At 63.9% G+C, this 18208-nt stretch carries 15 protein-coding genes; all 15 read right to left on the reverse strand.

All coding sequences use genetic code 11. The annotated features are described in order from the left end of the window. Window position 1 precedes the first annotated feature (1 nt). On the reverse strand, window positions 2-1351 hold the full coding sequence (locus FVW59_RS16655) for a phenylacetate--CoA ligase family protein (protein WP_148065504.1): 1350 nt from the start codon (window positions 1349-1351) through the stop codon (window positions 2-4). Then, on the reverse strand, window positions 1348-2421 hold the full coding sequence (locus FVW59_RS16660) for a glycosyltransferase family 4 protein (RefSeq protein WP_222711551.1): 1074 nt from the start codon (window positions 2419-2421) through the stop codon (window positions 1348-1350). The genes FVW59_RS16655 and FVW59_RS16660 overlap by 4 nt, the downstream gene beginning before the upstream one ends. Further along, window positions 2418-3626 (reverse strand): TIGR04063 family PEP-CTERM/XrtA system glycosyltransferase, encoded by a 1209-nt coding sequence (locus FVW59_RS16665; RefSeq protein WP_222711552.1) that lies wholly within the window; start codon window positions 3624-3626, stop codon window positions 2418-2420. The genes FVW59_RS16660 and FVW59_RS16665 overlap by 4 nt, the downstream gene beginning before the upstream one ends. Then, window positions 3626-5530: an XrtA/PEP-CTERM system amidotransferase gene (locus tag FVW59_RS16670; protein ID WP_148065505.1), complete on the reverse strand. Its 1905-nt coding sequence runs from the start codon at window positions 5528-5530 to the stop codon at window positions 3626-3628. Before FVW59_RS16670 ends, FVW59_RS16665 begins: the two co-directional genes overlap by 1 nt. Window positions 5531-5537: 7 nt before the next feature. Next, window positions 5538-6743 carry a TIGR03088 family PEP-CTERM/XrtA system glycosyltransferase gene (locus FVW59_RS16675; RefSeq protein ID WP_148065506.1) on the reverse strand — a complete coding sequence of 402 codons (1206 nt, stop codon included), beginning with the start codon at window positions 6741-6743 and terminating at the stop codon, window positions 5538-5540. A gap of 1 nt (window position 6744) precedes the next feature. Continuing rightward, on the reverse strand, window positions 6745-8232 hold the full coding sequence (xrtA, locus tag FVW59_RS16680) for an exosortase A (protein ID WP_187275945.1): 1488 nt from the start codon (window positions 8230-8232) through the stop codon (window positions 6745-6747). Continuing rightward, complete coding sequence (locus FVW59_RS16685; RefSeq protein WP_148065508.1) at window positions 8225-9478, reverse strand: TIGR03087 family PEP-CTERM/XrtA system glycosyltransferase; 1254 nt, start codon at window positions 9476-9478, stop codon at window positions 8225-8227. Before FVW59_RS16685 ends, xrtA begins: the two co-directional genes overlap by 8 nt. 10 nt (window positions 9479-9488) lie before the next feature. Beyond that, window positions 9489-10520 carry a FemAB family XrtA/PEP-CTERM system-associated protein gene (locus tag FVW59_RS16690; protein WP_148065509.1) on the reverse strand — a complete coding sequence of 344 codons (1032 nt, stop codon included), beginning with the start codon at window positions 10518-10520 and terminating at the stop codon, window positions 9489-9491. Beyond that, the gene (locus FVW59_RS16695; RefSeq protein WP_246139776.1) at window positions 10517-11392 is read right to left on the reverse strand and encodes an XrtA system polysaccharide deacetylase; all 876 of its coding nucleotides are present in this window, start codon (window positions 11390-11392) and stop codon (window positions 10517-10519) included. Before FVW59_RS16695 ends, FVW59_RS16690 begins: the two co-directional genes overlap by 4 nt. Then, a complete protein-coding gene (gene wecB, locus FVW59_RS16700) occupies window positions 11392-12525 on the reverse strand; it encodes a non-hydrolyzing UDP-N-acetylglucosamine 2-epimerase (protein ID WP_148065510.1) in 1134 nt (377 codons plus the stop codon). Before wecB ends, FVW59_RS16695 begins: the two co-directional genes overlap by 1 nt. Window positions 12526-12535: 10 nt before the next feature. Beyond that, on the reverse strand, window positions 12536-14011 hold the full coding sequence (locus FVW59_RS16705) for a TIGR03016 family PEP-CTERM system-associated outer membrane protein (RefSeq protein ID WP_187275946.1): 1476 nt from the start codon (window positions 14009-14011) through the stop codon (window positions 12536-12538). 26 nt (window positions 14012-14037) lie between these two features. Further along, a complete protein-coding gene (locus FVW59_RS16710; protein ID WP_148065512.1) occupies window positions 14038-15030 on the reverse strand; it encodes an XrtA-associated tyrosine autokinase in 993 nt (330 codons plus the stop codon). Window positions 15031-15059: 29 nt separating this feature from the next. Continuing rightward, entirely contained in the window at window positions 15060-16601 is a 1542-nt protein-coding gene (locus FVW59_RS16715) for an XrtA system polysaccharide chain length determinant (RefSeq protein WP_148065513.1), read from the reverse strand. 25 nt (window positions 16602-16626) lie between these two features. Then, window positions 16627-17277: an XrtA/PEP-CTERM system exopolysaccharide export protein gene (locus FVW59_RS16720; RefSeq protein WP_148065514.1), complete on the reverse strand. Its 651-nt coding sequence runs from the start codon at window positions 17275-17277 to the stop codon at window positions 16627-16629. Between the two features lie 102 nt (window positions 17278-17379). Further along, window positions 17380-18087 (reverse strand): OmpA family protein, encoded by a 708-nt coding sequence (locus FVW59_RS16725; protein WP_187275947.1) that lies wholly within the window; start codon window positions 18085-18087, stop codon window positions 17380-17382. Window positions 18088-18208 lie beyond the last annotated feature (121 nt).

An 18208-nucleotide genomic window follows, 5' to 3' on the forward strand; every position in this document is an offset into this window, starting at 1 on the left:
TTCACGAACTGACCCGGCTTGTCACATAGCGGAACTTGCCGGATTTCTCCACGCGCAGCTCCCCCACCGGGTTTACATTGACTGCCACCCCCTGCCCCAGGCGCCGGCGAAAGCCGTCGCCGATACGCATGACATGTGCTTCGCCGAAACCCGGCCCGGGCACCAGCTCGACATCCACCTGGTCCACTGATTGCTGCACAATTTTGAAGGCACTCACTTCCGGCATGTCGCGAAGTATATAGATCAGGGCCAGTCCGTGAACCCGGGTGCCGTCCTGCGCTACCAGGAAATCGGTACTGCGGCCCTCCACTTCCGCCAGCACCGGTAACCCGCGACCGCAGCTACAGGGCTCTGTTGCCAGGCGGCCGATGTCCCCGGTGCGGTAGCGGACAAAGGGGAAGGCACGCGTCGCCATGTGCGTGACGACGATTTCCCCGCTCGCCCCCACCGGCAGCGGCGTGCCATCGCTATCGACAATCTCCACCACCTGGTCATCGGCCGTCAGGTGCAGACTGCCGGCGGGGCACTGGTGAGCCACGAAACCGGCGTCCCTGCCGCCATAACCGTTGGCGACCGGGCAGCCGAAGCAGGACTCGATGGCCGCGCGCTGATGGTCGTAGAGTCGTTCGGATGTGACAAATACCACCCGGATGCCCAGGTCGTGCATCGACCAGCCAAGCTCCTGCGCGCGCCCCGCCAGCAGACTGATGGCCGAGGGGTAGCCAAACAGCATTTTCGGCCGCCGCCGCCGGATCTCCGCAAGATAGTCCTCCATCTTCCCGGCCGACATTTCAAAGGCAGACAGCAGGCGCGTGCGGAACAGCCGATCGCGCCACAGTCGCACGCGGTCCTGGGCCCCCAATTCGATCGGGGATCCCCAGATGACAATCTCCGGGTCACCGATGTCCACGCCCCACCAGCGGGTGGCCCGCCACTTGGCGGCGACATCGTGGCTCACCCGCTCGCTGTCGAGATAGAACACCAGCGGTTCACCGCTGGAACCGCCGGTATTGAAACGCTGCAGTTCACCGGCCCGCTCCGAGCGCAGCGAGCTTTCGTGGGCGCGGATTTGCTTCTTGTCCAGCAGCGGCAACTGCGCCAGGTCCTCCAGGCTTTGCAAGCCAGATGGCTTGAAACCAGATTGCCGGAAGAGGTCGCGATAGTAGGGGACGTGCTGGCCGATATGGCTCAGGAAATCCCGCAGCCGCACAAGTTGGGCGGCGCGAATATCTGCCTGCGATTGCCACTGCGCGCCCTCCATCTGGCGCCAGACGGCTACCGTTGAATGGCCTTTCAGGCGTTCGTGCAGGGGGAACAGGGCGCCGCTGACCAATCGCGTATACAGGCTCATGGCGTTACCACGGCGGCGCGGTACAGGGCCAGCCACTGCTCGCGCACGGCCGGCCAGGTATAGGCGCGGGTTTGCGCCAGGGCGGCGGCGGCGATACGGCGATAGAGTCCCGCATCCTGGGCCAGCGCAAGCACCGCATCTGTCATCTCCTGAGGGGCATCGGGTGCCACCAGCAGTCCGGTGACGCCGTCCTCAATGATATAGGGTACCCCCCCTACCGCGGTGGATACGACCGGCAGGCCACTGGCCATCGCCTCCAGGACCGAGTTCGGCATGTTGTCCACGCGGGACGGGTTCAACAGCACGTCGGCTTCGGCGTACAGGCGCGCAACGTCTTCCCGCGACAGCCGTCCGGCAAAATACACACTGGACGCAAGGCCCAGTTGCTCCGCCAGGGCCTGCAGGGCGCTGCGCTCGGGACCGGTGCCAGCGATAGTCAGTGTACTGCCGGGCCTGTGTTCCTGTATCAGCGCCAGACTGCGAATCGCCGTATCGAGGCCGTAAAGCGCCTCCAGGTTGCGGGTCACCGCCAGCCTGAGCGGGACCGCCGCCCCCGGCATGCGTTCGACCGGCGTAAAGCACTCCGTATCAACAATATTGGGAACCACCGAACAGGTCACCTGGTAGCGCCCAAACACCTCCTGCAGGAAGCCGGAGGGCACCGCGAGCGCCGTCGCCCGCCGCAACGTGGGCAGTACCCGGGAGGCCGAGGCCGCCAGGTAATCCGCCGCGCCACCGCCGCGATAGTTGACGATAAGCGGTACCCCCCGCCAACTGGCGAGCCAGATCAGCGGTGCCGCATACAGCTGCCATGACCAGCCGGAATTTGCCATCAGGTGTACCAGGTCGACGCGCCCCAGCAGGCGCCAGCAATGCCACAGGTAGGGGATCAGGCGAAACAGCGCGCGCAGGCCCCGAACCCGGCCTATCCATCGCGGACGGTAGGGGGCATTGACTGGCAGGACGTCAACCTGCACGCCCTCCTCGCGCAGCAGGCGGGCCAGTTGTTCCGTCTGCATGGCCATGCCGCCGTTGGGTGGCGGCAGGGGGCCGACCAGCCCCAGCTTCACTGCAGCCCCCCGTAAACACCACGGTAACGGGCGACACTCGCCGTCCAGTTGCGCTCGGTCTCCACATAGCTGCGCCCCGCGGCGCGCAGTGCGGGCCAGGTTTCCGGCTCGCTGTACAGGCGGTCCAGTGCGCCGGCCAGTGCATCGGCTGAACCCGACTGAAACAGGACGCCGTTGTCGCCGCTGCGTATCAGCTCGCGGTGCCCCCCCACATCGGAGGCCACCACCAGTTTGCCTTCCGCCATCGCCTCCAGCGGTTTCAGCGGTGTCACCAGGTCGGTCAGGCGCATCGAAAGGCGCGGGTAGGCAAAAATATCCACCAGGCTGTAGTAGCGCTGCACTTCCTGGTGGGGCACCCGGCCGGTGAACACCACCCGGTCATCGAGATCCAGTTGGCGGATCCGCTGCTTTATCAGCGCTTCCTGCGGCCCGCCGCCGACCAGCAACAGGGCGAGGTCGGGGTGGCGTGAACGCAGGGCCGCCATGGCATCGAGCAATAGCGGAATCCCCTCGTAGGCATAGAAGGAACCGATGAAGCCGGTGACCCTGCGTCCTTCCAGCCCCAGGCTGGCCGCAAGCGCCGCATCCCGCGGGCGATCCATGGCGAAGGCCTGCGGGTCCACCGCGTTGGGGATGACGGTCACCTTGGCCGCATCGATACCGCGCGCAACAATGTCCGACTTCAGACCTTCGCAGATGGTCGTCACGGCGTCGGCCTGGCGGAACACGCGACTCTCCAGCGCCCGGGTCAGGCGGTAGCGCGCACCGCCCTCGGCACTGGTACCGTGATCCACCGCGGCGTCCTCCCAGAACGCCCGGCACTCGTACACCAGGGGCAAACCGTGGCGACGGGCGACCTGCAGTGCGGCCAGTCCGTTCAGGGCCGGGGAATGGGCGTGCAGCATATCCGGTCGCTCGCGCTCCACCACCTCCTCAATACGCCGGGCCAGCGTGCGCACCACCTGCCACTGGCTGGCCACCGGCAGGCGCTCCAGCAGACTCCCGGTGGCCTGCGTCCGGTAAAAGCGCAATCCGTCGACCTCTTCCTCGGCGGGGCCGGCCAGGGTGTGCTTCAGGCCCGTTACATGACTGGTGATCCAGCCGCATTCGCGCTGCGCCCTGAGGATACTGCGGGTGCGAAAAGTATAGCCGCTGTGCATGGGGATGGAGTGATCCAGCACATGCAGGATGCGCAGCCCTTTCATCAGGCCACCCCCAGGTCGTCATCGCGGGTCGCCGCCTGGAACATCAGCAGCGACCAGAGCGGCGCGCTGTATTCGCGGCGGCCCGACTGGTGGTCGTCCACCAGCTTGCGCAATGTATCGGGATTGAACAGACCGCTGTCGGCCAGTCCGCCCTCGAGCAGCGATTCGCGCAGGCGCTGTTTCAAGGGACCGCGGAACCAGCCGCCAATGGGCACGCCGAAGCCCATCTTGGGCCGGTAGAGCACGTCCTGTGGCAGGTGCGCTTCCATGGATTTTTTCAGCAGGTACTTGCCCTCCTGGCCCTTCAGCTTGAGTGCCGGGGGAAGCCCCGACACCCACTCGGACAGCGGGTGATCCAGCAGCGGCACCCGCACCTCCAGCGAATGGGCCATACTGGCCCGGTCGACCTTGGTGAGAATGTCGCCCACCAGGTAGGTTTTCATGTCCAGGTACTGGATCAGCGACAGCGGATCTTCCGTCGGGCAGCGCCGGGCGTGCGCATCGAACACCGCATCGACCCGGTAGCCCTGCAGGGCGGAGCGCAGGGAGTCACTGAACAGGGCTGCGCGCTGCCCGGTCGACGTCAGGGAAACGGAGTGCAGGTAGGCTGCCACCGAATCCCGCGCCAGTGCCTGGAACGTCGTTTTGGCGCGCAGCACGCGCGGTGCCCAATCCGCCTTGGGATACAGGCGGCCGAGCGGCCCGAACACCGCCCGGCGCATGCCCAGGGGCAGGCTTGAACGCAGCCGCTCTTCGTTCATATGCCAGCGATAGCGCCGGTAGCCGGCAAAATTCTCGTCGCCGCCATCGCCGGAAAGCGCCACCGTCACGCGCTGCCGCGCCAGCTGGCAAACCCGGTAGGTCGGCAGGGCCGAACTGTCGGCATAGGGTTCGTCATAGAGTTGCGCCAGCGTGTCCAGCAGGGAAAAGTCGTCGCTGTCGACACTGTGCTCGGCATGGTTGGTGTGATAGCGCCCGGCCACGGTCCTTGCGTAGCTGGTTTCATCGTACTGGGCGACGTCAAAGCCAATGGCGCAGGTATTCACCGGCTCCGCCTGCTGCTGCGCCATCAACGCGACCACGGCGCTGGAATCCACACCGCCGGAGAGAAAGGCGCCCAGTGGCACTTCGGCAATCATCCGGATGCGCACCGCTTCGCGCATTCTCTCCACCAGTTCCGCGGCAAGGTCACTCTCGGAGTGGGCTCCGGCCAGGGGGGCAAAGGGAATATCCCAGTACTGACGCTGCTCCGGTAACGTCGCACCGCGGCGAAACAGCAGGGTGTGCCCCGGTGACAATTTGTGGGTATCGCGATAGATGGTCTTGGGTTCGGGGATGTAACCCAGGGCGAAATAATCTTCCACTGCCTGTGGATCGATGCGCCGGTGCAACGCCGGGTGCGCCTTCAGTACTTTCAGCTCTGAACCAAACAGCAGCCTGCCGTCCGGCAGCAGGCTGTAGAACAAGGGTTTGATACCAAAGCGATCCCTGGCCAGAAACAGGGAGCCGGCATTGCGGTCATACAGGGCAAAGGCGAACATCCCGCGAAAGCGCGTAACGCAGGCCTCGCCCCAGGCCTGCCAGGCGTAAAGGATCACCTCGGTATCGCAGCGAGTGCGGAACTGGTAGCCGAGCGCCTGCAACTCCCTGGTCAGCTCGGGGAAGTTGTAGATCTCCCCGTTGTAAACAACGCAGACATTGCCATCGGCACTGGACATCGGCTGCTGGCCGCTGGAAAGGTCGATAATGGACAGGCGGCGGTGGGCCAGGCCGATGCCGGGCTCCAGGTGAACGCCGTCCTCATCGGGCCCGCGGTGAAACTGCACCCGATTCATCGCGGCCAGTTCGGCGGCGTCAACCGGCGCGGTTCCCCGCGTATCGAAAATGCCCGCAATACCGCACATAACGCTGCTACTCCCTGAAGTCTGCAGAGGCCACGGAATACCCGCTGGCGGGTGCCAGCCCCAGCAGGCGGTCGTAGAGGCCGAGATAGTTTTCAATGGTTGCGGGCCAGGAAAAACGCTCGCACACGAAGCGCCTGGCATTTGCGCCGTAGCGCTCGCGCAAGCCGGCGTCCGTGCACAAACGCGCCAGTACCGTTGCCAGCGCCGTCGCATCCCCCACGGGAAACAGCTCCCCATGCTCGCCGGGATGCACCAGCTCCGGATTGCCGCCGACGTCACTGGCCACTACGGGCAACCCGCTGGCCATGGCTTCCAGCAGGGTATTGGAAATGCCTTCGCCGAGAGAGGGCAGCACAAACAGGTCCATACAGCGCAGCAACTCCGGTATATCGTCGCGGTCGCCGGGCATCCACAGGATATCCGTCACCCCGAGGTCGCGGGCGTTCTGTTCGAGCCGGTCGCGCATGGCGCCCTCCCCCACCAGCACGATACGCAGGGCGGCTGCCAGGTCCGGCTGGGTCTCGCGCAGGTCGGCCACCGCTTCCAGCAGCGTATGCTGGCTTTTCACTTCCGCCAGCCGCCCCACGGTACCGATCACCAGAACATCGTCCTTTCCGGAAGGCAGGAAGGCCGCCGGCAATAACTGCCGGCGCAGGACGGCACTGGCGCCGGTACAAAAACGTTCGATATCGACGCCGTTGTAAATCTGGGTCAGCCGCTGCCGCGGGACACCGATGCTGCTCACCAGCCAGCTGGCAAGATCCTGGCTGACGGCGATGTAATGATGCACACAGCGGCGCATGACGCGGCGAAACAGGCGGTAGCGGCGATTGCTGCCGTCGAGATCGGCCATGTCACGTCCGTGCTCGCCGTGTACCCGTCTTATTCCGCTCAGCCCCAAGGTCGCCAGTTGCGCCTCCAGAGGGGCGAGATTGCGGCTATGGACAATCGCCGGGCGCAATTCACGCAACAGGCGGCGCAGCCTGCGATAAGCAGCCAGATCGGTGCCCGGGCGCATGTGCAGCTCATGGACAGTGACACCATCAGCCTTCAGTCTGCGTTCGAAGCCCGCTGCCCGGGTCAGGCAGATAATAGCGTGGCGGTAGCGTCCGCGCGGGGTGCCGTTGACGATGTGCACCAGGCCGTTTTCCAGGCCGCCAGTGCCCAGGGCATAGATGATATGCACCACCAGTGGCGGCTGTTCGGGCGCCATATCAGCCACCCTCCTGTGCCGCGATAAACCGCTGCATGACCGCGACGGCACTGCCCGCCTCGTCATCCGGCGCGACCAGCACCAGGCGCTCAGTCCCCTGACCGTTGGGGAGCAGGCGCTGCCACAACTCGAGAACCTTGACCAGGGTGGCGCTACCGGTGCTGAAATCACCAATGCGATACCAGTACCAGATGCGCATTCGCTGTCCCTGATCGGTGATCTGCGCTTCCTGAACCGTGAGTGTGCGATTGCCCGCTTGCACCTGCCGGCTGCGGAGGTCGCGGACTTCCCGCTGGCTGGAGGCCGGATTCAATTCGCGGAAGTGCACGGCGGCCTCGACGCCCGGTACCGGGGGAAACTGCTGGATTTCAAAGTAGAGTTGACGGTCGGCACCGGCATGTACACTGCGAACGATGCGATCCGCCCCGTCGCTGCGCGGCTCCCAGGGCCAGTCAATCGCGGCGCCGGCTGCCCCCTCAACAGCGGCTACACCCTGGGCGGCGCCCCCCACGGGGAATCGCCCCGCCACCAACCACCAGGGACTCCAGGCAATTGCCACGGCCAGCAGGCCTGTCAGCAACAGACCTGCCGGCGTCGCGCCGCCACTTGCCACCCCGACACGGGGTATCGGCGCGGGCGCCGGCGGGTCCATCCAGAACGATCCAACCCAGAACAGCAGCAGCATCACCACCCCGAAAAATACCCATCCGTAGATCAGGTGATCCACACCCGCGGCCAGTTCACCGTTGCTGACATGCCCCAGCATGACAATCAGGTAGGCGCGCAGTGCATTGGCCACAATCGGGAGCAGCAGGGAGACCACGGCGAACAGCGCGCGCTTGCCCCAGTGCGTGTAGTTCAGGTAGGCGTACAAAACACCGAGGGTAAAAGAGGCAATCAGGTAGCGCACGCCGCTGCAGGCCTCGACGACCCGCCAGTTACCGGAGGGCAGGCTGAAAAACATCCCCTCGCGATAAACCGGCACGCCGGACAGCTCTACCATACGCACGGTGGCAAAGGCGGTAAATTCCTGCAGTGGTGGAATCAGGCCCTCCCCCACCGGCACCGCCAGAAAAAGAAAGCCGAGGGGGAAGGCGATCCAGCGCACCACCTGGGTGCCGAGGATGGCCCAGGTGCCGGTGACCAGCAGAGCAACCAGTGCCAGCTGGCTCACCACGTTGACATCGACCAGGAAGGCCGCCAGCCAGAGCAGTGCCACGGGAACCATAAGCAGGAGCCCAACGGCGCTGGGCGCCGGCACCAGCACGCGCAATGCCGCCCGCTGGCGGTAAACCAGCCAGGCTGCTATCGGCAGAATCAGGTAGCCGTGGGCAAAGGTATCCGACCTCGCCCAGATGTCTTCGATCCCGCGGGCGGTATCGCGAAACAACCAGAGCACCACCGCCCAATAGCCCGCGACAGCCGCCCCCGCCCAGTACCAGGTATGCCGCCCATCCACTGGGGTGCTGTGCAACGCCGCGTCAGCCACAGTCAGCCAACCGGTCGCTATGACGACTTGCTTCAATCCAGCGATCGATCCGCGGCAGGGACGCACCCCAAGTGAAATCCGCCAGCACCCGCTGCCGTGCCGCCGCACCGAGCCCGGCGCAGTCGCCATCGACCAGCGCCGCCAGTTGGTCGCAGTAGCCCTGCGCATCATCCGCCAGCAGTACCTCGCGCCCGTCCACCGCGGCAATACCTTCAAGGCCGGCGCCGCTCACCAGCACCGGCCGCGCCATGGCCATGGCCTCCAGTACCTTGTTCTGTACGCCCCGGGCAACCCGCAGCGGCGCAACCGCAGCGAGGCAGTGCTGGAGGTAGGGTCTGACATCCTCGACCCTGCCGGTCACCACCACGCCGGGAAGATCCGCCAGCTTCTGTACCGCCGCGGCTGGATTGCTGCCGACAATATGGAATTGCAGACCCGCTCGCCGCGCGCGCAGTTGCGGCAGCACCTCGCGGGCAAACCAGTTCACCGCGTCAATGTTGGGCCAGTAATCCATGGCGCCGGTGAATACCAGCGCGCTCGCTCCGGGCTCGAAGGGATTGGGGAACGCCTCCGAAGGATCGAAGTAGGTGTGGTCGACGCCGTTATTCACATGGTCCACCCGCTCAGGATAGATCGCGACCCGCTCGCGAAACAGGGCTGCCTCTGCCGACGACACAAACAAACTGGCCTGCGACTGGCAGTGCAGGCGTCGCTCGAACGCCTCGAGGGTCGACGCCTCGCGCCGGTACAGCCAGGACAGGGGCCAGGTCTTGCCCTGCGCGTACTGGCGCCACTTGTCCGAGTCGACATCCACAAAATCGACGACCCGGCAAAGATCATCAAAGCGCTCGTCGGTCAGGTACTGCCCCATCGCGCCAGAGAAAATAACGGCGTGGGCGATGCCCTGCGCCCGCACTGTCTCGCTCACCCAGCGCTGCATGGCAGGGCGATGATACAGGGGCAGTGTCAGCGGTTCGGCACGCAACACACAGCGCGTCAGAGCCAGGGGGCCGGGAATCCGCGGCCGCGGCAGCAGTTTGTAGCTGCGGCAATAACGCGCCAGCGTCTCGGCATGCCGCCAGTCGTCCCGGTCATCCACAAAGGCACCCAGGTGTACCTCGTAGCGCTCGCTCAGGTAGCGCAGCAAATGAAAGGAGCGAATTTTGTCGCCCTTGTTGGGGGGATAGGGAATGCGATGACAGAGCAGCAGCAGTGGCCGGCGTGTACTGGGGATTGGCTGCGTCATCGGTCGCTACTCAACCCAGGCTACCCGCGATCAGGGGGCCCACCCGGTTGGCAACAGCGAGCGGCAGACGCTGCCAGGTGTTGATCAGCAGTTTGTAGCGCGGGTTGGCGGGGCTCAGGTTTGGCAGGTCCGTCGCCCGCACCAGATAGTATTCATAGGGCAGTGGCTGGGGTTCGAAGCCCCAGTTCTTCTTGAAGCTGAAGGGGCCGGTACCCGCCTTGCTGCGACCGAAATCAAAACCCAGCACGCCCTCTTCCACCGAGCGGCGCATCAGCTCCCAGTACATAAAGTGGTTACAGCCCTTGATGTCGCGGGCCCGGGCCACGCTGCCGCCATAGTAGGGCAGCACTTCCCCCCGGTGATAGAAGCTAAGCACGCCGGCCACGTCCTCGTCCCCTTCGCGAATCATCAGGATGCGGCAGTCCTCGCCAAAGGCCTGCCTTAGAATGTCGAGGTAGCGGCGTGAAAAGACCGGAGTGCCCAGGTTGCGCACACTTTCCGAATAGACCCGGTACAGTCGCTCGGTGGATACAGTCTCTTCGCTTGAGAGCCCCGCAGCCATGCCCTTGCGTATCATCGCGCGCTGACGATTGGGTATCGAGTTAAGGTTGCTGTCGTGATCGGCCGACAGCTGCCGGCGAAAGGTATAGTACAGATCCTTGCTCGGCCAGCCGCTGTTGCCCGGTCGCGTCGAGCGCAATTCCAGGGCCCCGACCTGTAGCCGCTCTGCCAGGGCACAGGCCGCTTCGCGCAACGCCTGGTCGGCCGCCTCCGTTTCTGCGACGACACCCCCGTACACACAGAACGGCAGGCTGGAGAGGGAGTGACCAAAAAGCCGGCTTTTTACTTCAGCCAGGGGCAATACGCCCACTATCCTGCCGTCCCGCTCGGCGAGCAGGCTGTGCGGGCGGTGGCCAAAGGCCTGTTTCAGTACCGCCGCCCACTCGAAGCGATGACAGAAGGTCGCGGTATCCTGTGCCAGAACAAAGTCGTTCCACTGGGGGCCGTCGGCGGCCCCGGCCTCGCGCACACTGAGCGTCATACACCGGGACCATTCTCAATCGGGTAGACACGGTCAACCCGATCCCAGGAAAAATCGCGCAACAGGCGCTGCAGGCGCGACTCCATGCGCTGCAGGTTCAGATAGTGGCGAAAGCGCGCCCTGGCGCTGGCGCCTTCAATGCGCGGCTGCCCCGGGTCGATCTCCCAGGGATGAAAATAGAAGTTGCCGGACTCACCCTCCACATCGTTGATACGGCGCAGGCACCAGCGCGACAGGAGATAGGGGTAAAGACGGAACCAGCCGCCACCGCCGCAATTGAAGTTGCGCCTTGCGATCGTCACCGTACTGACCGGAATCTCCAGCAGGCGCCCCCCGGCGGCGGCAAAGGGAAAGCGCGGCGCTTCTGGCATGCCGTAGAGGTCGTGGTGAATGGGTACGATACTGGAACTGTAACGATAGCCGGCATCTGCCAGTTCATCCAGCGCCCAGAGGTTGGCGGCACCAATCGAATAGCTCGCGGCCCGGTACCCCTGGACAGCGCAGCCGCCAATATCCTCGAGGGTCGCCCTGGTGCGCCGGATGTCCTCGCCAAACTCGCTTCTGTCCTGCTGAGTAACGCGTACATGGGACCATCCGTGACTGGCCAGTTCGTGGCCCTGAGCCACAATGCGCCGCACCATGTCCGGGTGCCTGGAGGCAACGCAGCCCAGGGTGAAAAAGGTTGCCTTCACGCCCGCTCCGTCAAACAGGGAGAGAATGCGATCGACATTGGCCTCGACCCTGCCGGGCATGTCGTCCCAGTCGGAACGGGATACAGCCGATTCGAATGCCGACACCTGGAAGTAGTCCTCCACATCCACCGTCATGGCATTGCACCTGGGCTGGGCACCGTTCCCGCGGGAGGTATTCATCAACCCGCCACTAGCCAGTCGCCAATCTTGCCGGCGATGCGCTCAGCCGCGCGGCCATCCCACAGGGGAGGGACACGGCCGGCCTTGCCGCCGGTTTGACGAAATTCACGATAGGCGGCAAATATGCGATCCGCCGCGGTGCCGACAATAGTGTTGGTGCCCTCTGTCACGGTAATCGGTCGTTCGGTGCTATGGCGCAGGGTCAGGCAGGGAATTCCGAGGGCGGTGGTCTCCTCCTGCAGTCCTCCGGAATCCGTCAGCACCAGGGCACTGCGCTGCATTACGCCCAGCATTTCCAGGTAGCTTAACGGCCCGGTGACCCGTATGCCTGACGAGGCGAGCCGCCCCTCAAGGCCGAAGGCCTCGACCTTGGCCCGGGTTCGCGGATGCATCGGGAACAATAGCGGCATGTCCGCACTGATTTCGCAGAGCACATCCAGCAGGGTCTCCAGCACCTCCGGGTCATCGACGTTCGAGGGCCGGTGCAGGGTGACCAGGCCGAAGGGCTCGCCAGCCACAAGCGGCTCTGCGAAGCGCTCAAAGGTGCGCTCCGCGGGGATCGCCAGTTCCAGGCTCTGCATCAGGGAATCGATCATGACATTGCCGACAAAGAGAACCCGGGCGGGGTCGATTCCCTCGCGCTGCAGATTGGCCGCCGCGTCCAGCTCCGTGGTGAACAGCAGATCGGACAACTGGTCAGTCAGGATGCGGTTGATTTCTTCCGGCATGGCGCGATCCCCGCTGCGCAGGCCGGCTTCCACATGAATCACCGGAATGGCTTTCTTGACCGCCACCAGGGAGCAGGCGATGGTCGAGTTGACATCGCCCACCACCAGCACCGCCCGCGGCGGGTTGGCGTCCAGTTCCGGCTCGAAGCGCTTCATGATTTCCGCGGTCTGTACCGCGTGACTGCCTGAACCGACTCCCAGATCCAGGTCCGGTTCGGGTATCCGCAACTGGGTGAAAAAAGAGGCTTTCATCGCCGCATCGTAGTGCTGGCCAGTGTGCACCAGGCGACAGGGAATCGGCACCGCCGCGGCGCTGAACGCGCGCATAATGGGGGCGATTTTCATGAAATTCGGCCGGGCGCCCACTACGCAAAGTACGTGCCCCCTCGTACTTTTCTGAGTCATTGCTGATTACCTAAATCTGGTAACGGAACTGCAGAAGAACGCGGTTCTCCTCGTACTCGTCCAGGATGTTGTCTGAGCTGCGCTCGTTGTACTGGTAGGACAGGCCGACGCTGGTCCGCCGCCCGAACTTGCGTTCCAGGCCGATGGTGGCGCGGGCGTTGTCCGAGTCAGGCGCCAGCAGGCCCCGGCGCTGGTCCGCCTCCCGGCGCGTCCAGGACAGGCGCAGGTAGGTGCTCAGCCTCGCGCTGAGCGCGCGCTCGACACCCACTCCCGCATAAACAAAGGTGTCTTCAAACCCGTCCTCGGCGCGGGTTTGCTCGGAGTGAGACGCATTGGCCGAGAACGTGGTCCTGCGCCCGGTAAAGCGGTAAACCAGTAAAAAGCGCTCGTCCAGTATCGGACTGTTGGTAATGGTCGTCTCCTCGCCACCGTCCCCGATGATGCCCTGGTCGTTCGGCAAGCCACCGTCGACCAGGTCGTCGACGTTGTCGGCGAAGGGGTCGGTGCCGCGCAGGGATCTGTCGTAGGTCAGGTCTCGCAGGTAACTCGCCCGCAGCGTACTGCGTTTGTGGCGGTAGGAGATGGATGCCCTGGGCGATTCGCCAAAAAAGCGCTCGCCGGTTCCCAGTTCCACCGTCACCCGCGAGTTCGGTGTCCAGGTCACCCCGACGTCCCAGTAGCCGCCGTCGGAATCCTGGAACACACTGACATAGTCATTCCATTCCTCACCGACGTAGGCGTTGAACTGGATACTGCGGCTCCACTGAAACGCCGCCCTTACCTGTGCCGATGACAGCTGGCTATTGAAAAGCTCATCGCCGCCAAAGCGCTCTTCGTATTCGATATCACTGTAATTGCCTCCGACACCGACGCTGAATCGCGACAGTTCCGGGGATGTGCCCAGGTCAAACTGGACCTGCTGCCGCTGGTTGTCATCCAGCACGTCCTCGGTGTTGTGCTCTTCACTGTAGCGATAGCGCAGCGACAGGCTGGCGGTATCAGTCAGGCGCCGGGCGATATAGGGTGATATCGCGTACTGGTAGCTGGTATTCAGGTTGCCGCGGCCATCCAGCGCATCTTCGCCGCCGGCGGCGAAGGGGTTGATCCGGTTCTGGTCGGCAAAAGCAGTGGCATCGAGGAAAAACCAGTTGCTCAGTAACTCCGAGGAACCGTTGAAGCGAATACGCGGCGCCGGCGATATGTTGTCGGCCCCGGACACGCCGCACTCCACGTCGCTGTCTTCCATCGTGTTGAACTGGGCGGCGGCGTAGAGATCCATCCTGGCCCTGGCGCCCTCCCCTTTCAGCCGCACATTGGGCGTGAAAACTCCGATAGTATCGTCCAGTTTGTCGGTATTGCGCAGGCAGACATTGTCGGTATAAATCGCCCCGGCCGTGAATCCCGCGCCGCGCGTCCACTCGGCGGAAACCGCCGGCTCGACCAGCAGGCACAGGCCAAGGGCAGCGACAAGATTCGGCTGGGCCACGCGGCGAACCTGTGGGAAGCAGCGGCTCACGGGGTCACCGCCGGCCCTTCGGAATCCGCCGCCTGGGCAGCGCTCCGTCGTTCGAATTCCTCGTGGCCGTAGCCGTAGCCGTAGCCATAGCCGTAACCATAGCCATAGCCGAAGCCCATGCGGCGGCGACGGTTGCCGTTGAGCACTACGCCCACCGCCTTGTCCTGGCCTATATGCTCAATCGCTTCCACCACCGCCTGCTGCGGGGTGCGCCCGGCGCCGACAACAAACACCACCTGACCGACAAAACTGGCGAGAACGCCCGCCTCCGTAGTCAGCAACAGGGGCGGCGAATCAAAGACGATGACGCGATCACTGTAGCGCTGGGACATCTCCATCATGAGGCGCTTCATGCCCTCACTGGCCAGCAATTCATTGGACTTGGCATGAACTCGCCCGGCCGGCAGTATGCTGAGCTTCTCCATGTTGGTGCGGAACAGCACATCGGCCACTTCGAGGTCCCTGTCCTCCAGCAGGTCGATAAGACCAAGGCTGTTGCGCGGCACGCCCAGCAGGCGGCCGGCGGTAGCCTTGGCGACATCGGCATCGACAAACAGTACCGTTTTGTCCATTTCCATGGCGATGCTCAGGGCGAGGTTGATGGACGAGAAGGTCTTGCCGTCGCCCTCGAGTGCGCTGGTCACCATTACCAGATTGGCGAAGCGGATATCCGCCGCCATATCGCCTTCGATATTGCGCAGGATGGGGCGCTTGATGGTCCGGTATTCCTCGGCAATCATGCTGCGCGGTGTGGCCGGTGTCAGCATGCCGCGTTTGTGCAGGTCATCGAAGGGGATGTTGATCATCCTGGACGTCGCGGGGCGGTGTGCGGGGGCTTTCTCTGGAGGTGAAGGGACGACCGCTTCTGCCGCCGTGCTATCGACCAGCTGGGAACCCGCCTTGTGCACGGTATCGCCGGATCGCGCCGCTTCCCGCGCGGACGCACGCACCTTGCCGAGTTCGCTGACCGCTTTCTCAATTATGCTCATAAATCCGGGCCCCTAATCATCGATTCCACCTAGACGCTCAGTCCGAACAAGGAACTCTGGCCGAGACTGAGGCCGAGATAGGTAGCAACCAGGGCAATGACCAGGGATGCATAGGTGAGGGAGGCAAAAAGATCCTTGCGCTGCTCCTGCGCGGTCTGCACCAGGGTAACCGTTCCCAGCAGAGGCAGGCCGGTGACGTTCACCAGTGTGCGCGGGTCGGACACCACCGGCGAAAGGATGGACAGCAGCAAGCCGGTGCCAATGCCTCCACCCACGCCCAGCAGCAATGCGCCCGCATTGAGCAGTGGCTTGTTGGGGTCGCTCGGCTTGGTGGGCACGAAGGGCGGGTCGATGACCCTGAAGGTGACACTGGATGCCTGCTGCTCGACGTCCTCCGACAGGCGCGCCGATTCGCGACGCTGCAGCAGCTCCTGGTGCTGTGAGGCGAGCACGTTGTAGTCGCGATCGAGCTGTTTCAGCTGCGTCTCTACCTCGGGAATACTGTTGACCTTGTCTTCCAGCACCCCGACCCGGCGCTGGTATTCGGCAACGCGCACTTGCAACTCGGCAACCCGCGCCTCGGTTTCGGCCAGCATACTGCGCATACCCTGATACACCGGGCTGCCGGAGAGCTCGGTATAGCCCGCACCGCCCGTCGCCATCGCCAGCTCCATTTCTGCCGCCTTTTCCCGCTGCAATTCATCCAGCAGGCCCTGCACCTGCCTCACCTCGGGATGTTTGTCGGTATAGCGCGATTTCAGGGTGTCCAGTTGCACCTGGAGGGCCTGGATCCGGGCATCGAGAGGGGAGCCGCTGGCGCCACTGGCAAGAAAAACCGGCACTTCGCCCGCGAGTTGGCTCTGCAACTCCCTGCGCCGGTTTTCCGCCTCGTTCAGGGACAGCCGCGCCGCCGCCAACTCACCCTTGGTGGTTTCCAGCCGGCTGTAATAACCGCCGCCTCCACCAGGCAGCACATCCACGTTTTCCTGTTTGAACCGTGCCAGGCGGTTTTCCGCCTCAACCAGGCGCTTCTCGTATTCGGCAATCTGCTCGTCGATGAAACTCTGGGCGCCCGAGCTGTCGTCTCGCTTGTCGGTGCGCGAGCTCTCGATAAACACCGTGATCAGCGACTGGGCGATGCGCTTGGCCATCTCGCGATCCGAGTCGCGCACAGAAATGGAGTAAAGCGATGAGTTGCCGCGGTCGCCGCTCAGGGAGATGGCCTTGCGCAGATCGGCGACCATGTCTTCGCGTTCAAGCTCGGTGCTGACATTGAGATCCAGGTCTGTCATGCGCATGAGCTTCTCGAGATTCGGCCGGCTCAGCAGGGTGCGGCTCATCATCGCTATACGCTGATCGATGTCGGGCTGGATTGCCAGCCCCCGCAGCAAGGGGCGCAGGACACTGTTGGTATCGACATAAATCCTGGCGCTGGCGACATAGGCCTCCGGCAGCCGCCAGATCCAGACCCAGGCGGCAATGGCGATAAGCCAGGCCACCACCAGTACCAGCCAGCGATGCCGCCATACGCCCAGGGCGTAGGACCAAATTTGTGCCAATGCGTCCTGCATTTACCTGTTCCCGCGAAAACGTCGACTAGAACCAGGACTCCGAGATGATGACGATATCACCCGGCATCAATGCCAGATTGGCCGAGATATCGCCGTCCTTCAGCAAATCATCCAGTCGCAGTTTGTAGGACTTCTGCCCCTCGTCCCCGGTGCGCACCAGTACCGAACCATTGCCGTCGGCAAATTCAGTCATGCCGCCGACAGCGATCATCAGGTCAAGCAGCGTCATATGCTTGCGGAAGGGCACACTGGCGGGCTGAGCCGCCTCGCCAACCACCCGCACCTGCTGGGAGGGCACTCCGACAAAACCATTGACGATGACACTGACTACCGGCTGGCGCACATACTCGCCATAGGACTGCTCGATATCCCGTGCCAGCTGGGTTGAGGTTTTCCCGCTCGCTTCCAGATCTTCAACCAGCCGGGTGGTGAACTTGCCGTCTGGCCGGACCACACCGACTGAAGACAGCTCTTCATTACCCCAGACGAACACTTCCAGCGTATCGCCCGGACCAATGACGTAATCAAAATCCGCCGCGGCACGCTGCGCCTCCGACAACGGGAGGCTGCTGTTTCCGGCGCAGGCTGCAAGCAACATCGACAGCAAACCTGCAAAACCGACGCGAATCATTCCCCCCATCAAGCCGGCCCGCACCTTTCCTTTCTGCTCGGACATTTCTACCTCCTTGTGGGCAACCTGCACCCTGAATGTTATCCCCATGAGCATAGCACGCAGCCGAAAGTTCGCTGCAACTACCCGGCCTTTATGTGAAAGACATCACAACAGGTCAGGCAGCGTCTCCGCGCGGGCGGAAGTTGGTGCTGCCAGCTCTGCGCCGAGTTCGACCCACACCATGCGCTCACCCCTCTCGACAGCGGCCTCCCCTTCGGGGAGGCCGGGCAACGCGGCGTCACTGCCGCGCCCTTCAACCCTGAGGCGCTCGCCATCCACCCCCAGGGCCGACAGCGCCATTGCCACTGCGCCCGCACGCCGCTGCGAGAGTTCAAGATTATAGTCGGCCGATCCTACGGTATCTGCGAACCCGGTAATAATGACAGGCGACAGGCTGTCGACCTCGCGCAGGAAAAGTGCCGCTGCCGCCACCTGCTCGCGGCCAGCGGCATTGAGTTCAGCACTGTCAAAGGCAAAGCGGATGAGGGCGAGGGGCCGGTCCACCGCTGCAGTTGCGTCTTCGGCCAGGGAGTCTGGCGTAGCCGTTGCTTCACGCTGGTCCACAAGGTCTTTTACAGGGATTTTAGCCGCACTTACGACGACCGGCTGCAACAGGGCGCGCTCTGGGGGGGGAAGCACCTGAGCGGCCTCCACCCCGGCTGTAGCCGGCGGCCTCTCCCTGTCAGCTACGGCAGGCGCTTTGGCTGATACCGATTGAGCCAGGCGGTCGATAAAACCTTCATATCCCGGCCAGAATCGCGCAGCCAGCAGCCACGTCACCGCCAGCAGCAGGAAAAACAGCGCGGCCTTCAACAGCCGCCCTGGCGCCCTGGAAGTACGCCGCTGTCGATTCCCGCTTCGAGCCGGGGTAGTTTGTCCCGGTTTGCGCTTGACCGCGGCGGCGGCCGCATCGGACATCGCCGGCGCAGTTGGC

It is taken from the genome of Parahaliea aestuarii, from assembly GCF_008064635.1.
GTDB classification, from domain to species: Bacteria; Pseudomonadota; Gammaproteobacteria; order Pseudomonadales; family Halieaceae; genus Parahaliea; species Parahaliea aestuarii.